This is a genomic window from Chloroflexus sp. (assembly GCF_034432675.1).
In the GTDB taxonomy this organism is placed as follows: domain Bacteria; phylum Chloroflexota; class Chloroflexia; order Chloroflexales; family Chloroflexaceae; genus Chloroflexus.
In genome coordinates, this window is record NZ_DAOUBI010000246.1 from 1 (window position 1) to 20620 (window position 20620).

Annotated in this window: 14 protein-coding genes and 1 tRNA gene; 4 read left to right on the top strand and 11 right to left on the bottom strand. The window is 55.2% G+C overall.

What is annotated here, in order from left to right:
* Nucleotides 1–340: 340 nt before the first annotated feature.
* From pgl to VAE55_RS18440, 7 genes are all read right to left on the bottom strand, one after another.
* Nucleotides 341–1090 carry a 6-phosphogluconolactonase gene (gene pgl / locus VAE55_RS18410; protein WP_322817176.1) on the bottom strand — a complete coding sequence of 250 codons (750 nt, stop codon included), beginning with the start codon at nucleotides 1088–1090 and terminating at the stop codon, nucleotides 341–343.
* Between the two features lie 159 nt (nucleotides 1091–1249).
* Nucleotides 1250–2233, bottom strand: a complete 984-nt coding sequence (locus VAE55_RS18415; protein WP_322817177.1) for an aminoglycoside phosphotransferase family protein — start codon at nucleotides 2231–2233, stop codon at nucleotides 1250–1252.
* Nucleotides 2230–5598: a flippase activity-associated protein Agl23 gene (locus VAE55_RS18420; protein ID WP_322817178.1), complete on the bottom strand. Its 3369-nt coding sequence runs from the start codon at nucleotides 5596–5598 to the stop codon at nucleotides 2230–2232. Before VAE55_RS18420 ends, VAE55_RS18415 begins: the two co-directional genes overlap by 4 nt.
* 25 nt (nucleotides 5599–5623) lie before the next feature.
* A complete protein-coding gene (locus VAE55_RS18425) occupies nucleotides 5624–8077 on the bottom strand; it encodes a flippase activity-associated protein Agl23 (RefSeq protein WP_322817179.1) in 2454 nt (817 codons plus the stop codon).
* A gap of 88 nt (nucleotides 8078–8165) precedes the next feature.
* Entirely contained in the window at nucleotides 8166–8453 is a 288-nt protein-coding gene (locus tag VAE55_RS18430; RefSeq protein WP_322817180.1) for a hypothetical protein, read from the bottom strand.
* Between the two features lie 234 nt (nucleotides 8454–8687).
* A complete protein-coding gene (locus VAE55_RS18435; RefSeq protein WP_322817181.1) occupies nucleotides 8688–9923 on the bottom strand; it encodes an MFS transporter in 1236 nt (411 codons plus the stop codon).
* A gap of 92 nt (nucleotides 9924–10015) precedes the next feature.
* Nucleotides 10016–10092: transfer RNA gene (locus tag VAE55_RS18440), tRNA-Val, on the bottom strand.
* A 172-nt stretch (nucleotides 10093–10264) separates the two neighbouring features.
* Between VAE55_RS18440 and ppk1 the strand changes: the two genes are divergently transcribed.
* Nucleotides 10265–12364, top strand: coding sequence for a polyphosphate kinase 1 (gene ppk1, locus VAE55_RS18445; RefSeq protein ID WP_322817182.1), 2100 nt, complete (start codon nucleotides 10265–10267; stop codon nucleotides 12362–12364).
* Here ppk1 and VAE55_RS18450 read toward each other — a convergent pair.
* Nucleotides 12348–13553 (bottom strand): DUF3095 domain-containing protein, encoded by a 1206-nt coding sequence (locus VAE55_RS18450; RefSeq protein WP_322817183.1) that lies wholly within the window; start codon nucleotides 13551–13553, stop codon nucleotides 12348–12350. The genes ppk1 and VAE55_RS18450 overlap by 17 nt on opposite strands.
* A 73-nt stretch (nucleotides 13554–13626) precedes the next feature.
* Between VAE55_RS18450 and VAE55_RS18455 the strand changes: the two genes are divergently transcribed.
* Nucleotides 13627–15009, top strand: coding sequence for a peptidase MA family metallohydrolase (locus tag VAE55_RS18455; RefSeq protein WP_322817184.1), 1383 nt, complete (start codon nucleotides 13627–13629; stop codon nucleotides 15007–15009).
* Between the two features lie 515 nt (nucleotides 15010–15524).
* On the opposite strand, the gene glyA is transcribed toward VAE55_RS18455, so the two are convergent.
* Both glyA and VAE55_RS18465 read right to left on the bottom strand, forming a co-directional pair.
* Entirely contained in the window at nucleotides 15525–16784 is a 1260-nt protein-coding gene (gene glyA / locus VAE55_RS18460) for a serine hydroxymethyltransferase (RefSeq protein ID WP_322817185.1), read from the bottom strand.
* A 137-nt stretch (nucleotides 16785–16921) separates the two neighbouring features.
* Complete coding sequence (locus VAE55_RS18465; RefSeq protein ID WP_322817186.1) at nucleotides 16922–17653, bottom strand: metal-dependent hydrolase; 732 nt, start codon at nucleotides 17651–17653, stop codon at nucleotides 16922–16924.
* 206 nt (nucleotides 17654–17859) lie between these two features.
* Here VAE55_RS18465 and trxA point away from each other — a divergent pair, with 206 nt between their 5' ends.
* Together trxA and VAE55_RS18475 are read left to right on the top strand one after the other, a co-directional pair.
* Entirely contained in the window at nucleotides 17860–18213 is a 354-nt protein-coding gene (trxA, locus tag VAE55_RS18470) for a thioredoxin (protein ID WP_273067920.1), read from the top strand.
* 41 nt (nucleotides 18214–18254) lie between these two features.
* Nucleotides 18255–18533 carry a metal-sensitive transcriptional regulator gene (locus tag VAE55_RS18475; RefSeq protein WP_322817187.1) on the top strand — a complete coding sequence of 93 codons (279 nt, stop codon included), beginning with the start codon at nucleotides 18255–18257 and terminating at the stop codon, nucleotides 18531–18533.
* 43 nt (nucleotides 18534–18576) lie between these two features.
* Here the strand turns inward: VAE55_RS18475 and VAE55_RS18480 are convergent, their stop codons facing one another.
* A complete protein-coding gene (locus VAE55_RS18480; RefSeq protein WP_322817188.1) occupies nucleotides 18577–20535 on the bottom strand; it encodes an alpha-amylase family glycosyl hydrolase in 1959 nt (652 codons plus the stop codon).
* Nucleotides 20536–20620: the final 85 nt, after the last annotated feature.

The following is a 20620-nucleotide window of genomic DNA, read 5'->3' on the forward strand; positions in this document are numbered from 1 at the left end:
TTACAAGCAGTTATCTCATTCATTCTTGACCGTCTCTAAGATCGTAGCGAGCAACTCCAGCATCTCCGTGACCAGTAGGGTCAACGACGTACCACGCACCGGATCATGAGCACGGCTGCTGCGGCAGCATGGCTGCCGCACTTCAAACGCTGCGACACGGGCATAACGAGCGGGTAAGGCAACCAATTCAGCGCAAGATGGTACGACCGGAGCTTCGCTCTGCCAACAGGCCAGGAGCCGGGTAGACGGTCGTTGACGATCGGCAAGCGTTCAGACGCCTGGACGACAGTCTGGACGCACAACAGCTTTTTTTGAAATGAGTTCTAGTTTGCGCACGTGGTTACTGCGTCACCCTCTCTGCCGCTGCCCGATCCAGCATCCAATAGATCGTCCCTGCTGCCGGATTAATCAGGCGCGTTGGTTGTGCCATTGCGTCACCGGTATCGGCCAGCGCGGCTGCCACGGCTGCTGCCTTGTCGGCACCGCTGACCACAAATACCACTGCGCGTGTCGTATTCAATGCGGCTGGCGTTAAACTCAGACGCAATGGTGGTGGTTTCGGTGCATCGGGCACAACCACAGTCAAGGCGCCGGTAGGAATTGCCGTCAGAACCGGATGCCGGGGAAACAGCGATGCAGTGTGTCCATCCGGCCCCATGCCGAGCAATGCTACGTCAATCTGGCCGCCATGCGCTGTCAGTAACGCTGTTAACTGCTGCTGATAAATGGTGGCTGCCTGTTGCGGATCACGATAGTAGGTCGGCACCGGAAAAACCTGATCGGCCTGTACGGGCACGTGATCGAGAAACGTCTGCCGTGTCGCACGATAATTGTTCTCGTTGTCATCGAACGGTACATACCGTTCATCGGCAAATACGATACTCACCATGCTCCAGTCAATCTGTTCGCGCAACGGTGCATTCGCGAGCAATGGATACAGACGCGAGGTCAGGCTTCCTCCCGAAAGCGCAATGAGTGCCTGCCCACGATCATCAATTGCGGATCGAATCTGATCAGCAACAAATGTCGCTGCCATCCGGTACAGCTCATCGGCGTGCTCGTAGACCCGAATCGATTGCTGTTCATTCATGGAAGTGTCCTGAACTGGTACTGTATGCTATCAACAGGTGTTGAAAGCGTAGCAATGAGAAACCAGATATTCCCTGTGCGTCCACTGCGCTCTGATCTGGACAGGTATAGGGCAGGTATACGCTCGTCCACATCGATAGCCGATTGAATACCACGTAGATCAGCTTACCACACCAGCAGCCAGCATACGCCGGGTCTCTTCAGCATCCGTCTCGTGCGGTAACCCCCGCGCATAGCGATCACACGCGCTCCACGCACAACTCAACAGGCACAGCAGATGGAGTCGCTTGCTTTCCGCCACGCTCAACGCTCCAGCACTGCAATAGCCCTCATACAGACCTTCACGCCAGGCTGCCGGTAAATGGGCACACAACCCGAATGCTAGATCAAACAAGCCGTCACCACTAACGAACCAACCAGGTTCCTCAAACGCCTCAAGATGTACGTGCTGACCGCCGACTGTACAGCGCACGGCGTGTGGGCCAAAGTTCCCATGTATCAGCACCGGCGATGGGCAATCAAGGCGTGGATCGTGCAGAACTGCCTGTAATGCCTGTACCTCTTCCGGGCTAAAGATCAACTGTGGTGTCGGCAACCCGGCCAAACGCTGCCCGATAGCTATCAAAACGTGTCGCCAGCTCAGACGTGGCCAGCGACCACTGATGGTTGGCCGGCCAAAACCCGGCATTTGTTGCCGGTGCAAGCGACGGAGTGCGCGTCCGGCCTGGCGGGCAAGACTATGCAACAGATGTTCATCATCAAGATCGGCAGCAGTTTTACCGGCTACAAAACTCTCCAGCGTGTAGGCAAACGGCACAAAGGCTTTACTCAAATCACGCTGGATAAGGCGTGCTCCCGGCAGACCTCCTGCTGCCAGGCCGCGTAAAAATGTGACATGAGCCGATAAATTATCTTCAGGTGCTACCCGCAGGATGACATGCTCGCCCGGCAAGGTCAGCCGTACCAACAGATGGCGGTCGGTCTGCCGGTAGAGTGCGGCAGCCTGGGGACGCAGGTTGAGCGCCCGTACCACCATTGCCGTATAATCTCCCAGCCTGCTCAGGCTACGCTGCCAGGCTTCGCTAAGTTCGGTCGCCGCCGGCGAAACGGTATGATTGAGATGACGAAAATCGCTGACGATCATGGTGTCAAAGGCGCAAGCGCCGGTAAACTAAAGCGTGCCGCTCGCCCACTCAGGCGATCAACAATCCAGACACTCCCATCAGTCGCAACGACAATGCCACTCGGACTGGCGATTGGCACACTATCACTTCCAACCCCAGTCCACCGCAGCAATGGTTCACCGGCAGCGTTTGCCGTTAGCACGTGCTGACGGGACGGTACCGCAATGTAGACAGTTCCCTCCGGGCTAACAGCCAGCATCGGATCATCATAGGTATTGGCCTGCCAGCCCGGCACCGGCCACGTTGCCAGTGGGATCGGATCAATGCGACCATCAGCACCACGACCAAACACCTGCACCCGACCGTTCCAGGTATCGGCCACGTAGAGATTACCTGCCGCATCGAACGCCAGACTGGTTGGCTCGTTGAATTGACCCGGTGCACTCCCGGCACCACCGAACTGATAGAGGAACTGTCCATTACTGTCGGTAACGACGATCCGTTTGTTGCCAGTATCGGCAATGTAAACATTATCCGCCACATCAACCGCGATCCCACGTGGCCCAAAAAAGCCGAGTGGTGCTGCTGCATTGCGGGCTGGATCGCCCTCGGTGATCGTTGCCCGCCGACCATCACCGAGAGCCATATCACCGCTCCCCCAGCTCGCTATTGGGCGCAGATCGGCACTGTATTTGACGACCCGCGCATTCCAGGTATCGGCAATGTAAAGATTGCCCTGACTATCGAAAGCCAGTCCTCGCGGTTCGTAGAACTGATCCAGACCGTTGCCCTGGCTACCAAAATTACGAACCAGTGTACCATCGGGGGCAAAGACTTCAATGCGGTGGTTGTAGGTATCGGCCACATAGATCTGCCCCTGTTGGTCAATAGCAATCCCTGTCGCACCACTTCCACCGCCTGACAATCTAATCTCGTTCAAGGCCGCTAACCGCAGTTCGGGCGCTGCGGTAACAGTCGTTATTTGAGCCGTCCCGCCTGCCAAATCGCGTCGTAGCCACACCTCGACCTCACGGCCACTGAGGATCAACGGCTCCGGCAACTGACGGAAGAGCAGATAACGGCCCAGGGTCGGCCAGTTTTCGCGTTGGAACGGCCAGAGCAGCACATCAAATGGCCCGTGCAATTCATCACTCAAGTCACGGCCACAATCGGCCCGGGCAGCGGCTGCCGACCAGGTACTGTAGTAGAAGCGCTTATACCCCGGACTCTGCGGTGAACACTTGTTACCTTCGGGAAACCACCAGTTGAAGACCCCTGCCTGCCCGTAAGGTTGAACATACGACTCGCGCAGAATATCGCGCAGCCGATCCGTGACGAAGGGGCGGTACAGCATCACAATAGGGGCCAGATCACGATTACCGTCGGGCATTGTCACCGTTAATTGATCTACCGACGGCACCCGCCCCAGCTCACTTCCGTTCACCCAGGATATGTTCTTGAAGTCGCGCAGATACCACTGCAAAGGCCAGGCCAGCGAACCTTCTGCGCTCCTGTCACCACCATCCAGAATGAGTGGCATAGTCAAACCACCGGTGGGGTCTTGTGGCCCCCGGTTACCACGGGTCAGATTAATCGCCAGCTCACGAATATCGGCAGCATAGCGCGGTACATCAGGCGCGGTTTGGGTGTAAATGAGTGGTTCAACCGGGACATCGGGATGATCATATACCACCAGCCACGTGGCCCGGATCATATACGCCGCCAGCAGTAACGAGACCGTGATCCCCAATGCTGCACTAACCGGACGTATCCCCAATCGCCCTATCAGCGAAAGCAACGCATAGATCAGACCAAACACTATCAGGAGTGGAACAATTGCCTGTAAGATTGCTGTCTGCCCACCTGTACTCAAGCGCCAGAAGGCGACCCCAATAGCTACGCCAAGCAGAACCACTGTTAATGGTACGAGCCATATCTGGGCATCAGGGCGCTCGCGCCGGATAACATCAATGAAACGGCCACAAACCCACGCCGCGAGCAGATTACCAGGCAGGGACATATGAACAACCAGCCACGGCATCTTTTCGCCTGCCCACGAGAAGATGATTATGGCGGTAAAAAACCAGAAAACGACCAGAAGGGGGTAGAGCGGCCATGGTGCCATTGCTTTCAGGCGTGCTGACTCATCAACATCGGCCAGATCACTCGCCTCGGCATCGGGCGCAGATGACACCGCTTGCCGCTTGATCTGCCAGCGCCGTATCACCGCGACGATCATCGCTCCCACCACCCCCAGTCCACTGAAGACGGCCAGTGGTTCATATAGCGGCAACAGCATCAGATAGTAGTACCAGGGCTGATCACCACGGGCGTATTCTTGCTGGCTACCCAGCCAGTAGATAAGACCGGCCGTAATACCGTCAATCGCCCCCGGCAGATAGGTAAAGAAACTGGTATACAGCACCAGGTATATGCCACCCAAAATCGCCAGTGCCGTCCATAATGTGTTGCGTTCAGTTTGCCACAACGCACGCAGACGCGACGTCAATACCGGTTCTGGCGGCCAGAGACGCTGACAGAGCCAGGCCAGCACCAGCGCCGAAGCAATCAGAAAGGCCTTCTCGCCAACGTATAAACCACGACCAAAAGGCAATGGTGGATTGATGATCATCAGCGCCACACACAAACCGATGACCACCAGCAACACAATATTCAGATAGCGCGCAAAACGGCTCTCAGCCAGTAGTCGCATCAATACGAAAACACCGAAGATGAACAGCAGAATGTAGTAGAGTTCGTGAGTAGCAATTGCCAGCGCTAACCCTACCGCGACCAGATACAACCACTGCGCTCTTCCGGTATCGATCCAGCGCAATGTGCCGATCACCATCCACAGTTCCCACAGTACCATCAGCCCATCGTGGCGGGCAAACCGGGTGTAGTAGAGGAGTGACGGCGAAAAACCAAGGAGAAGAGCGGCAATGAGCGCCCCGCCTCGCCCCAGATACGGACGCAACCACCAGGCCGATGCGACCAGACCAATCCCGGCAAGCGCCATTGGCAAACGAGCCTGCGCATCGCCGTCACCAAACAAAAAATAGGCTAGTGCAGTCAGAAAGTAGAGTGATGGACCATGGTAAACCGGATCGTAGCAATAGGTCTCGTGGTACAAACCACCACGGGCATTACCATTTTCGTCAAGACCATTCCAGCACGAAAATGACCCTGCCCCGGTATACAGCCGCCAGCTCGACCAAGCGTGGATCGACTCATCGTGGTGCAACGCCATGCGATCCAGTCCCCACAGGTGGGCCATAATACTGGCGATGATAATCAATGTATACGCTGCCGTCTCCCAATTCAGCCAGCCGGCTCGTAAGCGCCGGCTGAGCAGGCTTTCGGTTGCGAAGGTCTGTGTTGCCATAGTGATCCGTGCTGTGAGTTGTTACCTACTCTCCCATCCGCAGTGATCCACCAAGTCCGATCCCAATCTGGCGTGCCAGTTCTGGCCGTACCGCAACGACAAAATCGGTTGAGCCAAGCCCAGCCGGTGGCTGCCGGAACATCAGATATTTCCATAGCTGGGCTGCCGTTTCATAGTCGAGTGGATTGCGCAACAGCCGTTCGAGCAGCGAACTACCGGTACCATTGACACGATACGTCTGATCTTCGGGGAACCACCAGCGCAAGGGGTAGCGCTGCAAAACGAACCCTTGCAGATAGGTTCGATTTTCAGGATAGCGATCCAGATTCTCTTGCAAGATCAGTACCGCTTGAATATCAGCCGGTGGTGGGCCGTTCAGTCTGCCTCCCGCTACCGAAACTGCGCCCGGCCAGTCCCGCAGATACCAGAGCCAGACCGTCTCGTTGTCGTACATCATCGGCAGGCGCGTCCCCCCGGCCCGCCGCAAGGCAGCCTCTTCCAATCGTCGTACCACTCGCATCACATCGGGCGAGGTTTGCGTATACACCATCATCTCACGCGCAACATCTCCGGTCTGATATGCCAGCCGGACACTGCTACGCACGGTATATAGGCCAATCGCTACTATCAGGCAGATGGTCGTCAGTGCGGCGGCGACAGTCCATCCCCAACGCAGCGCACTCCCAACGATGAGAAGAATGACTAACGCCAGAATGAAGAGCAAGACCATCCAGGGTTGAATGGGTGATGTTGGGCCGGCAGCGACCGTAATCGAGAGCAGCAGAAAACCCAGGCAGCTGATCAAACCGAGCAATAGACCAAAGCTAAACAACGATCCCCTGGGAAGACCCAACCATCCCGCGCGATTGTCCGTGAGCCAATGCCTGGTCTCTGCGGAAAGCGGTGCCAGATCACCGGCCCCTGACGTACGGGTCTCAACGTCCGATCCGGCAGTGACTTCGACCGGTGTGGCCAGCTCATCCCATATCTGATGCCAGTATGCCACCTGCTGCTGAGCCATTTCAACGATTCTGGTCGATCCCCAGGCCAGCAAGAGGGTGAGCGGAAGCGTCAGATGAATGGTAAGCCACGGCATCTTCTCGCCAGCCCAGGTGTAAATGGCGAAGGCAGCGACTGACCACCAGGCAATCAAACCGACAGCAAACGCCTCTGGGCGGCGCTGCCGTACCGCCTGGACGGCGAGCGGTAAGCCGATCAGCATTCCCAATACCAGCAACGGCTCGTAGATCGCAAGAATAACTGCATAGTAGTGAGCCGGCTGACTGCCGCGCTGCACGTTGTGCTGGGCCAACCAGTACAGGAGCGAACCGGCCACCCCCGAAATCAGCCCCAACAGGTTGGTCAGAAGGGCAGTGAATAGCAATGTATAAATGGCAGCAAAAATAATCAGGGCAACCTGCCAGCGCCGATCAGCAACCAGACTGCGGCAGAGAAGCGCTGCCGGTTCGCCCCGCATCAGTGATCGTTCCCACGGCGTCGTACCTGTGGCATCACGGCGGAACCAGATGAGCCAGACGAACACTGCCAGCATGGTGAGTGACAACACCAGCCCACTCAGAATCGCCGGATGGTTCACAAAGCGACCAATATCCGCCAGATAGCGCAGCCCATTCTCCCAGACACTCCGCCCACCATCATTGTCAGCGCGATTGCGCACCAGCAGCGCGTAACCATTATCTTCTGTTTCGAGCGGAGGCCAGCCGAAGAGTGGGCCGGGCTGGGCAACTTCAATCGCCCCATTCGCATCACGGCGTGCATGATGTGCCCCGTCAACCACCGCTGTACCGGGAAGAACAAAGATCAGCAGGGCCAGCATCACGCCTAGGCCAGCAAGTAAGGCGATGCCGGGCCGATACACCTGCCAGCAGAAGAGCATCACCAGCGGCACAGCAAAGATCAAGATGTAAAGATATGTGGTCTCCTGATTGGTCAGCATCAGGGCGAGGGCAGTGATCCCCAGGTACAGCCAGCGTGGCCGCGGATCGGCGGCGTAACGCACAATCGCCACAAACACCAGCACTTCACAGACAACCGAGTAGATGTCGTGACGAAAAAAGCGCCCGACGTAGAGCGCCACCGGTGAGATCAACAGATACAGACTGGCAACTAAGGCTGCCCGCCGCCCAATGATCGGGCGGAGCAATATCGGACTCAAGGTCAGCGCAATACTGAACAGGGCTGCACTCAGCCGGGCCGTTGTATCATTATCGCCAAACAGGAAAAAAAACAGCGCCCCCAAGAAATAGAGGAGTGGGCCGTGCAAGAGCGGATCGTGCATATAGCCGCGCCCGCTAAAAAGAAACCACGAGTACGCCGCATGCAACGTCTCGTCGTGGTGCAATGCGCGATCACCCAAGGCCCACAACCGACTCACAATTGTCAGCACGACAATGACCGCGTAGCAAAGCTGTTCTACTGTTGGAGTCCAGCGCCGTTCAACGATCTCTGCAATTGACATAGATTCCAGTGCATTGCGAAGTACACCGCATAAATCGCAGGCATTGTACACGAACGAACGGCGTAGAGCAAGCCTCGGCCTCAAATATTCAGTACGGGAAGAAATCCTCCGGCATTAATCTGGTATCGCTAAGCAATGCTATCAGCCGTTGTCCATTACGTCGCACCTGGCTAATCCGTGCCCCAAGGTAACGCTCCTGTTTCCGCCAGTACACCAGATCGTCAACCCGAAGATCGATATGCTCTGGTCGCAAATAGCCACCGGTGCAATCAATAACTATCTGCTGCTCGGTCAATTCATCAACCGGTAAATCGGTATAGCGTCGTCCATACCCACGACGAATCACCAGAATTGTACGAAGTGAAGGTTGTGACATAACCAACGTATGTTTCCAATCAAACCCAACGTCCTGCTGGTTACTATAACCAGGCTAACTTCATCTCTCTACCAAAGCTCTTCATCAGCAGCCTGCCGATTCAGGCAGCGTGGTGTAACGTGTCAAAACGCTACTTTCATACTGGCATGATCAGGCATCGTCTTCTCCGCAACCCTGTCAATGTTCAAGAGACTTGCACCATCATACCGCAGGTTGCTGCTACACGAAATAACGCTAACCAATCCGCAGCCATGCAAAGAGAGCCAACCCCACCAAACGCATCGCTCCGGCTATCAGCAGCACGGTGACAATACCGATGGCGTCGGCGAGTGAGGTGGCGATTAAGGGCATCATGAAGAGTGCCAGGTTTTGCAACGTCTGGAAGAGGCCAACGTAGGTAGCCTGTTGCCCGGCAGGGATCGTGCTCAAGACCAGATCAAAGTTCACCAGGTCATTCCCGGCCACACAAAAATTGACCAGTCCGGCCAGCAGTGCCAGCAACCAGGGCGCTTCAGTGATCGCCAGTCCAAAGGGGTAGAGGGCCATGCCGAGACTGCTGGCCAGCAAAACGCCTCTATTCCCCAACCGGGGCACACCGGCAGACCAGACCGCATATGCGATTAGTAGCACACCATTCCCAATCGTGCTAATCAAACCGATCCAGGCGTCGTTCAGCCCGGCTTCACGCACATAATAAAGTGGGATCAGCGGAATAGCCATTGCCATCCCACCCCGAAAGACAAATGCACTTAAGGCGTAGCGAACAAATGCCGGTGGTGCCTGCCGTAAAGCGAGCAGTAATGCGCCTTTCTTATCACTATCAGGTGCTGGCTTCCGTTCAGGCAACAGGATTGCCCGCGAAAAGAAAAAGCTCAGCAGGCCACCAACGACCGATCCGATGAAGACCACCTGATAATTGAGCGGAAAGGGGAACAATTCAAGCACCGTACCAATAATAGCAACCGTGACAGCAGTGGCAAGACCGAGACTCGACCAGCGCATACTCATCAGTGCGTAGCGACGCTGTGGCCCGGCTACACCACCCATCACAATAGTGAAGGCAACGTTGACAAAGGTCGAAGGAATGGTCACCAGCGCCCAGATGATAATAATCGTCCACGGCACCGCCTCAAGCGGCAAGAAGAAAGGCAGACAGCCAAACACCGCATACGAAGCTAACACCCAGAACCGCATGCCCGAATACCAGATGACGATGTTGCGTTGTCGTTCGAGAAAGCGCCCGATGGGCAGTGCAAACAACGCACCTGCCAGCGCCGGCAGTGAGGTAATCAAACCGACCAGCAGACTTGACGCCCCCAAACGAGCCAGAAACACCGGCAGGAAAACGCTAACCCCCGTAACAATACCGACCCCAATCCCATCGATAAGAACGTTCCGCACATTCCGCTCGGTTACATCGGTCGGATGCAGGAGTGCACGCAGCTCGGCGCGCGAAATGAGTGGTCGCATGGTGAACTGCCTTTGATCGGCCCGCACGCATTACGAGCGATCTCTCATCGGGGCGAAAATCAGTGCGCGGCCAATTGGCCGCGCAAAAGAAGTGGTGGGCGATACTGGACTCGAACCAGTGACCTCATCGGTGTGAACGATGCGCTCTAACCAACTGAGCTAATCGCCCGTGTTCTGACGAAGAGTATAGCACATTTGGCCGGTTTGTGCAAATGAATGATACCTACTATACTATTGCTAAGTCATTGCTTGCGTTTGTGCGTTATCCCATAATTCTTGCTTGCCGGTATCACATTCGCACCTGTCTCTGGTCGACAGGTGCCATGTTAACAGTTATTGTTATGACAGTTCCATCAACCATATCTGAAACGCAATCCCTGGCTGAAGCACGTTACTTCAATCGCGAATTGAGTCTGATCGAGTTCAATCGTCGCGTGCTTGAAGAGGCGATGGATGCACGCAATCCCTTGCTTGAGCGCGTGAAGTTTCTGGCAATTTTTGCCTCCAATCTTGATGAGTTTTTCATGATTCGCGTCAGTGGGATAAAGCAACAAATTCGTGCCGGTGTTCAAAAGCGTTCACCCGATGGTCAAACGCCGGCAGAGCAGCTCAGTGCAATTCGCCGCATTTTGATCCCTCTCCTTGAACAGGAACGCAAGCTTTTGCTCTATGACTTGCTTCCCGCCCTGCAAGAACAAGGGATTGCGATTCTCAATACGGCCACCCTCAACGATGATCAGCGAGCCTGGGTAGCCGATTACTTTCGACGGCAGGTGTTTCCCGTCTTAACTCCACTCGCGTTTGATTCGAGCCGCCCCTTCCCGTTTATCTCGAATCTGAGCCTCAATCTCGCAGTGGTGATTCGCGATCAGGCAAAGGGCGAACTCTTTGCCCGCATTAAGGTACCTGAAGTCTTGCCACGTTTGATCCCACTCCCATCGGAGTTGTGTCCACCTGTCGGCGATCTGCCCACCAGCCGCTGCCATTGCTTTGTCTGGCTCGAACAGGTGATCGCCGAACACATTGATCAACTGTTTCCGGGGATGAATGTGGTGGAAGTGTACCCCTTTCGGGTCACCCGCAACGCTGATGTTGAGATTGAGGAGGACGAAGCCGACGATCTGCTGGCTACGATTGAACAGGGGTTGCGGCAGCGCCGGTTCGGCGAGGTGGTGCGTCTGGCGGTTGATGATGCTATGCCCGACCGCATCTGCCGCTTACTGGCAGCCAATCTCAAGGTCGGTACCGAAGATATTTACACCGTGCGTGGGCCGCTCGGTCTCAGCGATCTGATGCAGCTTACTCAGATCGACCGCCCAGACCTGAAAGATCCACCGTATGTTCCCCGCCTACCGGCAGTGTTGAAAAATACGCCAAATCTCTTTGAAGCGATTAAGAAGCAAGATATTCTGCTGCACCATCCGTACCACTCATTTACCCCGATCATTGATTTTATTCAGGCGGCAGCCGAAGACCCGCAGGTGCTGGCGATCAAGCAAACCCTGTATCGAGTCGGTCGCAATTCGCCCATTGTGCAGGCATTGATGCACGCTCGCGAGCAGGGTAAGCAGGTAACCGTCGTTGTCGAACTCAAAGCCCGTTTCGATGAAGAGAACAATATCATCTGGGCACGGGCGATGGAACGTGCCGGCGTCCACGTCGTGTATGGTCTGGTTGGGCTGAAGGTACATGCCAAGCTGGCGATGGTAGTTCGGCAGGAAACTGACGGCATTCGGTGTTATGTTCATCTCGGTACCGGCAACTACAACGCGGCAACCGCCCGTACCTACACCGACCTGGGTCTGCTTACCTGTCGGCCTGAAATTGCGGCAGATGTGGTTGATCTCTTCAACTACCTGACTGCGTATAGCCGGCAGAAGGAATATCGAACTTTGCTGGTAGCACCGGTGAACTTGCGTCGCCGTCTCACCGAATTGATCGAAGAGGAGATTGCCCTCCACCGCTTACACGGGAATGGGCGGCTTATCTTCAAGATGAATGCGCTGGTTGATCCCAAAATTATCGATGCGCTGTATGCTGCCTCGCAGGCCGGTGTTCAGATCGATCTGATCGTGCGCGGGATGTGCTCGCTGCGGCCACAGGTGCCAGGGCTTTCTGAAACAATTCGCGTGCGGTCAATTGTTGGCCGGTATCTTGAACATAGTCGGATTTACTATTTTCACCACGGTGGCAAACCAAAGATCTATATCGGAAGTGCCGATTTGATGGAACGCAACCTTGATCGGCGCGTCGAAGAGCTATTTCCACTGGTTGATCCGGTAGCTATGCAGTACGTTACCGAGACGCTGCTCAGCACCTATCTCGCAGACAATCTGCGTGCCCGTGAGCTGCAACCCGACGGTCGCTATGTTCGGGTAACGCCTGATGACGCTGAGGTAATCGATAGTCAAGACCCGAAACGGATTATCCCTGGTTGTTAATCAATTCGGCTGATTGGTTGATGGCTCTCAGGCGTTGTTTGAGATCACGCGCTGCCAGCGTAAAGCCTCCATCGGCACCGTCAACAAAATGGATCTGGCGCCCCATACGCTCAAACACCAGACACGTGAGCATGACTTCAGGCGAGCGATGCGCACCGAATACGAGGTCCCCGGCGCTGAACCGAGAGTGTAGCAATGCTAACAACTGCTCGTGGCACTCTTCCGGACCAGAGATGATCATGCGCAAGGCGTCGTCGTATTTCCGGTAATCGGCGGCAGTCGTGACATGTTGGCGATACCGATCCCACCACGGATCTTCGCCGCGCAGGCGCTGTAACCAGCGGTAACCACGAACACCCAGGTTCATACCGTAGATTTGAGCCCAATATCGTAGCTGCGCCAGACGACCATCCCCTCCACGCAAGCGTGCTTCCGACCAGAGCGCACCGGGTCTGGCACTTGCCTGCATCATCGTGTAATGTAACGGATGATACGCCTGATCGCCACCATAAAGCTGTTCAATCGCTTCAATGATCGAACGATATACGGTCATTGAACTGGTTGGGTCTGAGCGAAGGTTTGCCTGGACAATCAGACACAATGCAGCTCCATGCGCCGGCGGAATGGTATCCCACCGACATTCAAGGCCACTCAAATTGGCGGCATCCGCATCACCGGGCTGGATTAAACACTCTTCAGCACAAGCCTCATCTTTGATCAACTGCTCGGCATAACTGATCCCACCGCCACTAAACACCGCCTGCGCCACATGCTGCGTCAGTGCCAGTCGCCCGACCAGCACCTGATAGCCGGCATTCGTGATTACGGTCACCGGCACCGCTCCAACCCGTAGCTCCAGGTTAAACGCCTGTTGCGAGAGTGCACTTACCGCGCTCAGGGCCTGCGCAGTCGTTTCAACCAGAATCGGTGGTACAGCAATTGACGCCCCGTCACCTCCAAACACAAACGGAACCTCTATCTCACCGGCAACATTCAGTGCGGCTGTAATTGTTGCCGCACCGATCATATTGACCTCCTTATACCGGCCTTCAGCGACAGCCCGTGTTGACCCCCGCACATCACAAATAAAGACTGTCCAGTCGGCAGGTAACGGCTGATAAGCCTTCAGATCGGCAATCTCACCGAATCTGCTCATCGTAGGGAGGCGGGCAAAGAAATCTATCGTCATTGTCTCTTTCCTGGCATCTTGTGATCAAACGTGGTACACTAAGCTTACCATGAATCGCTTAGCAGCAACGATTATGATCAGATTACGACTCTGGCTGATTGCACTTAGCGCTCTCTGTTTCTTCTTGAGCGGGAGCGTAGCTCTTGCTCAACCCACGTGGGTTGAGCAGAGGACAACCCACTTTTTGATTATTTACACTCCTGATGATGCGACGATTGCAGACAGGTATGCCCCTATTATTGATGATCTCTATAACGAGCTTAGCACCATTTTTGACTTCCGTCCGGTGACGCCGCTCACCTTACGACTGTATCCTAACAGTAATGCGTACTTCGCCGCCAATCCGGCGGCCCGCAACGTCCCAGGAGTGATTGCCCATGCCGATTTTCGGCGTCGTGAAGTCGTGGTGATTGTCGAACGAGCGCGATTACAGGATGAAGTCTCTCAGCTCAACAATCTACGCCACGAGTTGACCCATATCTTCGCTGCCGAATTGAGCGACGGCAAACTAAACGTGGGTTTGCAGGAAGGGATTGCGCAGTATATGGAGTTGCCGGGGCCGGATCGCGATGGTAAGCTGGCGATATTGCGTGCCCTCTGGCAACGGAATGAGTTGTGGTCATGGGCTGTGCTCGATGATCGAAATGCGATCTATGGTCAACCTGAACTGAGCTATCCACAGACCTGGTCAATCGTCACGTTTTTGATTGAGCGTGATGGTTTTGACCGGTTCCGGCAATTTCTTACCACTCTGGCTGAAAGCAGCGGCTACCGGTCGGCAATCACTGACGTGTACGGTGTCTCAACTACAACCCTCGAGGCCGAATGGCGCGCCTGGCTGCCCGGTTTTCTCCAGATCGAAGCCGACCAGATGCGAACGGCGAGCATTGATCTAGAGCCAGTACAACAGTTGATCGCGGCAGGTGATTACGAAGCGGCACTCCGTGAAGCAGAGCGGCTCAGGACAATTGCGGATGAAGAGACGCAACCGACCCTTGCTGCGCTACAGGCGCAAGCCCAAACCGGCTTGCGGGCCAATCAACTGACGGTAGCAGCTCGCACTGCATTGCTGCAAGGAGAATACGAGCAGGCAGAGCGGTTGATCGGGCAGGCAGAGCAGGCTTACCGCGAGATCGGGGATCAGCGGCAGATGACGATCCTTGCCGAATACCGGGCCCGCGTCGCACGTGGCTTACAGGCAAGTGAGACGTTACGCCGGGCAAGTGAACAGGCGCGCCAGCTAGATCTGGCCGGCGCCAGTGCCAACGCTGAAACGGCGGCTCGCGAGTTTGCCGCTCTCGGTGATGAAGTACGCCGCGACAACGCATTGGCCCTGCGTCGTAGTCTGGCTGCCCAGCAACGCACGATTGCTGTGGCTTTGCTCTTCCTCGGTGCGGCTGTTTTGTCCATTCGGTTGATCAGCCGCCAGCTTATGACACCTTCCCGACCGTGGTGATACATGGCAGATCAGGTGGTCATGGGGAACTAGAGACAGATCACGATACGGGTATCACAGACGTATCACCCGCTTTTCACAAAATGTAGCACCGGCATCAGCCTGGGCTACGTTGGGATCATCCTGTGAATGGAGCGTATGCGCCGGCAATGGATGCAATATCACATCTGAAAGACACAATGCACGGCACACGATCCAAGAGGTATCTGTTCACTACATCATGTACAGACGTGTGAACGGGCACATGCACCGTTCGTAGGGACGGGTAGAGGCAGGTTCAGAACCCACCCCTACCCGTTCGGCCGTATCACGCAAGTGATCCCCACAGATTGTTACGGCGGGGGCGGATAGTCACAGTTCACCGCATATCCGGTAATAGACAGTGATGCCTAGTATCACTCACGATTTGATATACATCGATAACATCCAAGCTCATCTGTGGCCTGATGGAAGCGTGCGCTCCCGGGGCGTTAGGGATGGATGTTGTTACCCTCCCTCTGCTGCTAGTCACCAGATTACCCTCGTACCTGCACCATATCAGCAGGCACCGGAAAATGCCGGCACAAATCGGCAACTTCGCCTGCGATCCGATTCAGGCGGGCTTCATCATCGGGGTACATCAACACCTCGCCGATCCAGGCCGCAATTTGAACCATCTCTGATTCGCGCATACCGCGGGTCGTTACCGCGGGTGTCCCGATCCGAATCCCACTCGTCTTCATTGGAGGTTGTGGATCATCGGGAATGGCATTTTTGTTGACCGTAATCGCCGCTTTATCAAGTGCGCGCTGTGCCTGTGCGCCGGTTAGGCCCGTACTGCGCAGATCGACCAGCATCAGATGATTATCAGTCCCACCGCTGACTAGGGTTAGCCCCTGCGCCATTAATCCCTCGGCCAACGCACGGGCATTGCGGCGGATTTGCGCCGCATACTGCCTGAACTCAGGCCGCAATGCCTCACCGAAAGCAACCGCCTTACCGGCGATCACGTGCATCAATGGCCCACCTTGCGTACCAGGGAAGACGCTTGAATTGAGCTGTTTCGCAAAATCATCACCCATCAAGATCAAACCGCCCCGTGGCCCGCGTAACGTCTTATGGGTAGTTGTGGTAATCACATGAGCGTGACCGACAGGTGATGGATGCTCACCGGCAACCACCAGACCGGCGATATGGGCAATATCGGCCATCAACAGGGCACCAACCTCATCGGCGATCTGACGCATCCGAGCAAAATCGATGATCCGCGGGTATGCACTTGCCCCCGACGTGATGAGCTTTGGCCGGATTGCCCGGGCTTTGCTTGCCAGATCGTCATAGTCGATCTGACCGGTTTGTGCGTCCACACCGTAGAAATGGACGTTGTACCACTTACCGGAGAAATTGACCGGGCTACCGTGCGTCAAATGCCCACCGTGATCCAGACGCATACCGAGAATGGTATCACCGGGCTGGAGCAGAGCCGTAAATACGGCGATATTGGCCTGCGCACCACTGTGCGGTTGAACGTTGGCGTGAGAGGTACCGAACAACTGACAAGCCCGTTCAATAGCCAGTTGCTCGATGGCGTCAACAAACTCACAACCACCGTAATACCGACGACCGGGCAAACCTTCAGCGTACTTATTGGTCAGGACCGATCCCTGCGCCTCCATCACCGCCAGACTGGTGTAGTTCTCGCTGGCGATTAACTCCAAACCCTGGCGCTGACGTTGCGCTTCCCGCTCGATTAGATCGGCGATGATCGGATCAGTTGCACGGAGATGTTCCAGCATAGTCATTCCCCTGTTTTCTATGGCCTCAGTTGCCTTACTACACCTGTTCACAAGTAAAGTGTGCACCATCCTGCCCTCAGCATCATCGTCTTGAGGAGCAGGCCAGGTGCACTAGACAAACCGCTATCACTGACTGCTTAACTAACCGACTCGCCGGGCTTCAGCGCAATCACCTCGGTCATTACCCCAAATTCACGGCAATGCTCGATCAACGCTTCCGGGGTACCGGTCAAGATGGGGAAAGTACCGTAATGCTCAGGAATCGCGTATTTCGCCCCAATCAGCTTCAATGCGTATGCCGCCTGCCGGGGATCCATTGTGAAGTGGTCACCGATGGGCAGGATCACCAAGTCGGGGCGATACAGCTCACCAATGATCTGCATATCCATCGTGACACAGGTATCGCCGGTGTGATAAACCGTAAATCCGTTGCTAAAGCGCAATACATAACCGGCAGCCGTCCCCAGATTGATGATCTGGCCGTTTTCGTAAATGGTGCTCGAATGATGAGCAGTCGTCATCGTTGCCCGTATATCGGCGACAGTAACTGTACCGCCTTTGTTAAAGCCAATTAACTGTGCCGCCGGAATACCTTCGCCTTCGAGGTACGGAACCATATCGTACTGACACACAACTGTTGCCCCAGTTTCACGGGCCAGATCAACCAGATCGGCAATATGGTCGAAATGGCCGTGGGTAACGAAGATGGCAGCCAGATTCTCGCGCACACGCGATTTCCATGGCTCTGGGCAGACCGGGTTTCCATCAACCCAAGCATCAATCAAGATGTTGCGACTTTCCGGTGTGGTTAGATGGAAGGTGCCATGACCGATCAATGTGATTGTGACATTACGTCCGAGCGTTGCCAAGGTTGCCTCCTTCCCTCACAAACTATGATCGCCTTGCAGGACGGACGGTCTGATAGGAAACCGAATAGTGTTATGGTGATGACGTTTTCAGTATAACATAGAGCATGAAGATATCTTTCGCCTTTTCCCCCCCTTGACAGATGCTCTTCTGTGCGCTATAGTATACCCCCATGGGGTATCTAATACAGATACTGCCTGTATGATTACTGTGGAGGAGGAATAATTCAATGGCTAAGCCGATTGAGGTACACGACTCGGATTTTGCCGAGAAAGTTTTGAAGTCGAAAACGCCGGTTGTGGTTGACTTTTGGGCACCGTGGTGTGGGCCGTGTCGCGTGATTGCACCGATTCTCGACAAACTGGCCGGAGAATACGCAGGCCGTTTGACTATTGCCAAGGTCAATACAGACGATAATGTTCAGTATGCCTCGCAGCTTGGTATTCAGGGTATCCCAACGCTGGTCATTTTCAAGGATGGCCGCGAGGTAGGCCGCCTGGTCGGCGCTCGACCAGAAGCGATGTACCGCGAAATCTTTGATAAAGTTCTGGCAATGGCGTGAACACACCATTGCCGGAACCAGAATCTGCGGGTGAGTCAGCAATGAGCACGGGGGTTCGTCCGCTTGCGCCAGAACGACGCGACGAAGTGTTACGGCGTTTACGGCGAATCGAGGGTCAGGTGCGCGGTATCCAACGGATGGTTGCCGAAGGTCGCGATTGCCGTGACATTGTTCACCAGATCGCAGCAATTCGGCAGGCCCTGGCCAGTGCGAATAGTGTTGTGCTGGAATGTTATGCCCAACACTGTCTAAACGACGCAGAAAACTGTCGAGCTGAGACGATTAACGAGTTGATAGAGCTGTTCAAGGACACTTGTTAGGGTAATGGCAGGTGCAACCATCTGGATGCACCTGCTTTTTTGCCTATCTTTGCCACGACGGCGTTAGCCAGACAAACTGATACGGCTGTAACGTCAGGGCTGTTGTTGCTGATACCGGCTGTTCCTGGATCAGGTCGAAGAGTTCAAGACCAGGGCCGTACATACGCAGCAGGTTCCCGGCGATTGACTGAGGGTATTCCGAGAAATTGGCCAGTACCAGTACTCGCTGCGATCCGGTCTGGCGAACATAGGCCAGCACGTGGCGGTTATCGCTGCGCACAACCTCCATCATGCCGTCGCGCAGTGCCGGCAGGGTGGTTCGTAAATGGATCAGTCGGGTTAACGTACTGAAGATCCGACCGGGTATCGTTGTCGGATCGTGGCGTTGATCCATCGCGACCTGATTGCGCAACGGGCGATGCACCCAACGACTATCGTCAGCCTTCACCGGGTCGCTTACGTACCCGTAGTCATTGAGCGTGCCAACCTCATCGCCAAGGTAGATCAACGGAATACCACCGATACTCAGCACAATGCTGTGAAGCAGGATAATCCGGCGAATTGCTATGTCAATGGTCTGGGGATCGCCGCTGGCCAGTGCCTGTTCGAGACCTGCCAGCGATGCCAGTGTACCTGACACTCGCGCATCACCGGTATCGGGATTTTCTTGAAATGGCAACCCACGGGCAAACGAACCGGGAAACCGTCCGGTGTAGAAGGCATTCAGAAACTGACGATGCCCCCAGGGATCGATCCCCACCGCACGGGCATCGTTATCATCAAATGTCCAGCCAATATCATCGTGTGAGCGCAGGTAATTGATCCAGGCACATCCGGGCGGTAGACGGAAGCGATGGCTTAAGGAATGTGCCAGTAGCTTGACTTCCCGCGTCGCCAGTGTCTCCCAGAGCAATGCCATCAACAACGGGTTGTACGAGAGCTGACACTCCTGTGGACTGACGTAACTTAACACATCATCGGGATGGACAATCGCCTCCGATTTGAAGAGCAGAGCTGGCGCTGTGATCCGCGCAATCGCGTTGAAGGCTTGAATAATCCGGTGGGCTTCTGGTTGATTCTCGCAATTTGTTCCCATCCGCTTCCAGATAAAGGGGACAGCATCGAGGCGCAACACAGCCACGCCGAGATTGGCCAGGAAGAGCATCTCGGCAGCCATTGCCCGAAACACTGCCGGATTGGCGTAATTGAGATCCCACTGAAAACTGTTAAAGGTTGTCCAAACCCAGCGCTGCATATCGGGCCGCCACGTGAAGCTCCCACGCCGCACGGTTGGAAAAATTTCGCGCAATGTCCGCTCATAAGCATCGGGCATGGTTCGATCCGGGAAGAGGAAGTAAAACTCTTGATAATCGGGATCACCGGCCTGCGCCCGTCGCGCCCACTCATGCTCGTCAGATGTATGGTTAAACACAAAATCGAGAACAAGACTAATCCCAGCAGTATCAAGCTCACGAGCCAGATCGGCCAGTTCGGCAGTTGTCCCGATATGTGGATTAACCCGTCGGTAACTACTCACCGCATAACCGCCATCGTTATTCCCCTCCGGCGCTTCAAACAGGGGCATGAGGTGAAGGTAGGTTAATCCCAGCTCGCGAAAATATGGAATAAACTCGCGCAAACGGGCAAGTGTCCCACAGAAGCGATCAACGTAGAGTACTCCCCCCATCATGCGTTCCGATTGAAACCACTCGGTATCAGCTTCACGCAGCGCATCACGCTGTTTGAGCCAATCCGGTCGTTCCAACCAGCTCTGCGCCATTGCCAGCAACAATTGTTCAAGGTGGTAGAAGAAGTCATATTGCGTACCGTAGAGACCAAATAGCAATTCAAAGAGGCGCGGCCACTCTCGCCGCAAGCGTTGCTCAAATACATTCCATGCCACCGCAGCGCCACCGGCTTCGGCAAATGCCTGCGCAACCCGCGGTAATAGTCTGGTCAATGACCGTGCTGCTTCCCGTTGAATTCGTTCCCAATCGTGCATGTCTGAACCTCGCCAATACACCGCCCGGTCGAGCAATAGTTTTCAGAGCACAAGTATCGCTGAAAAGCATGAATCTGGCAACAGA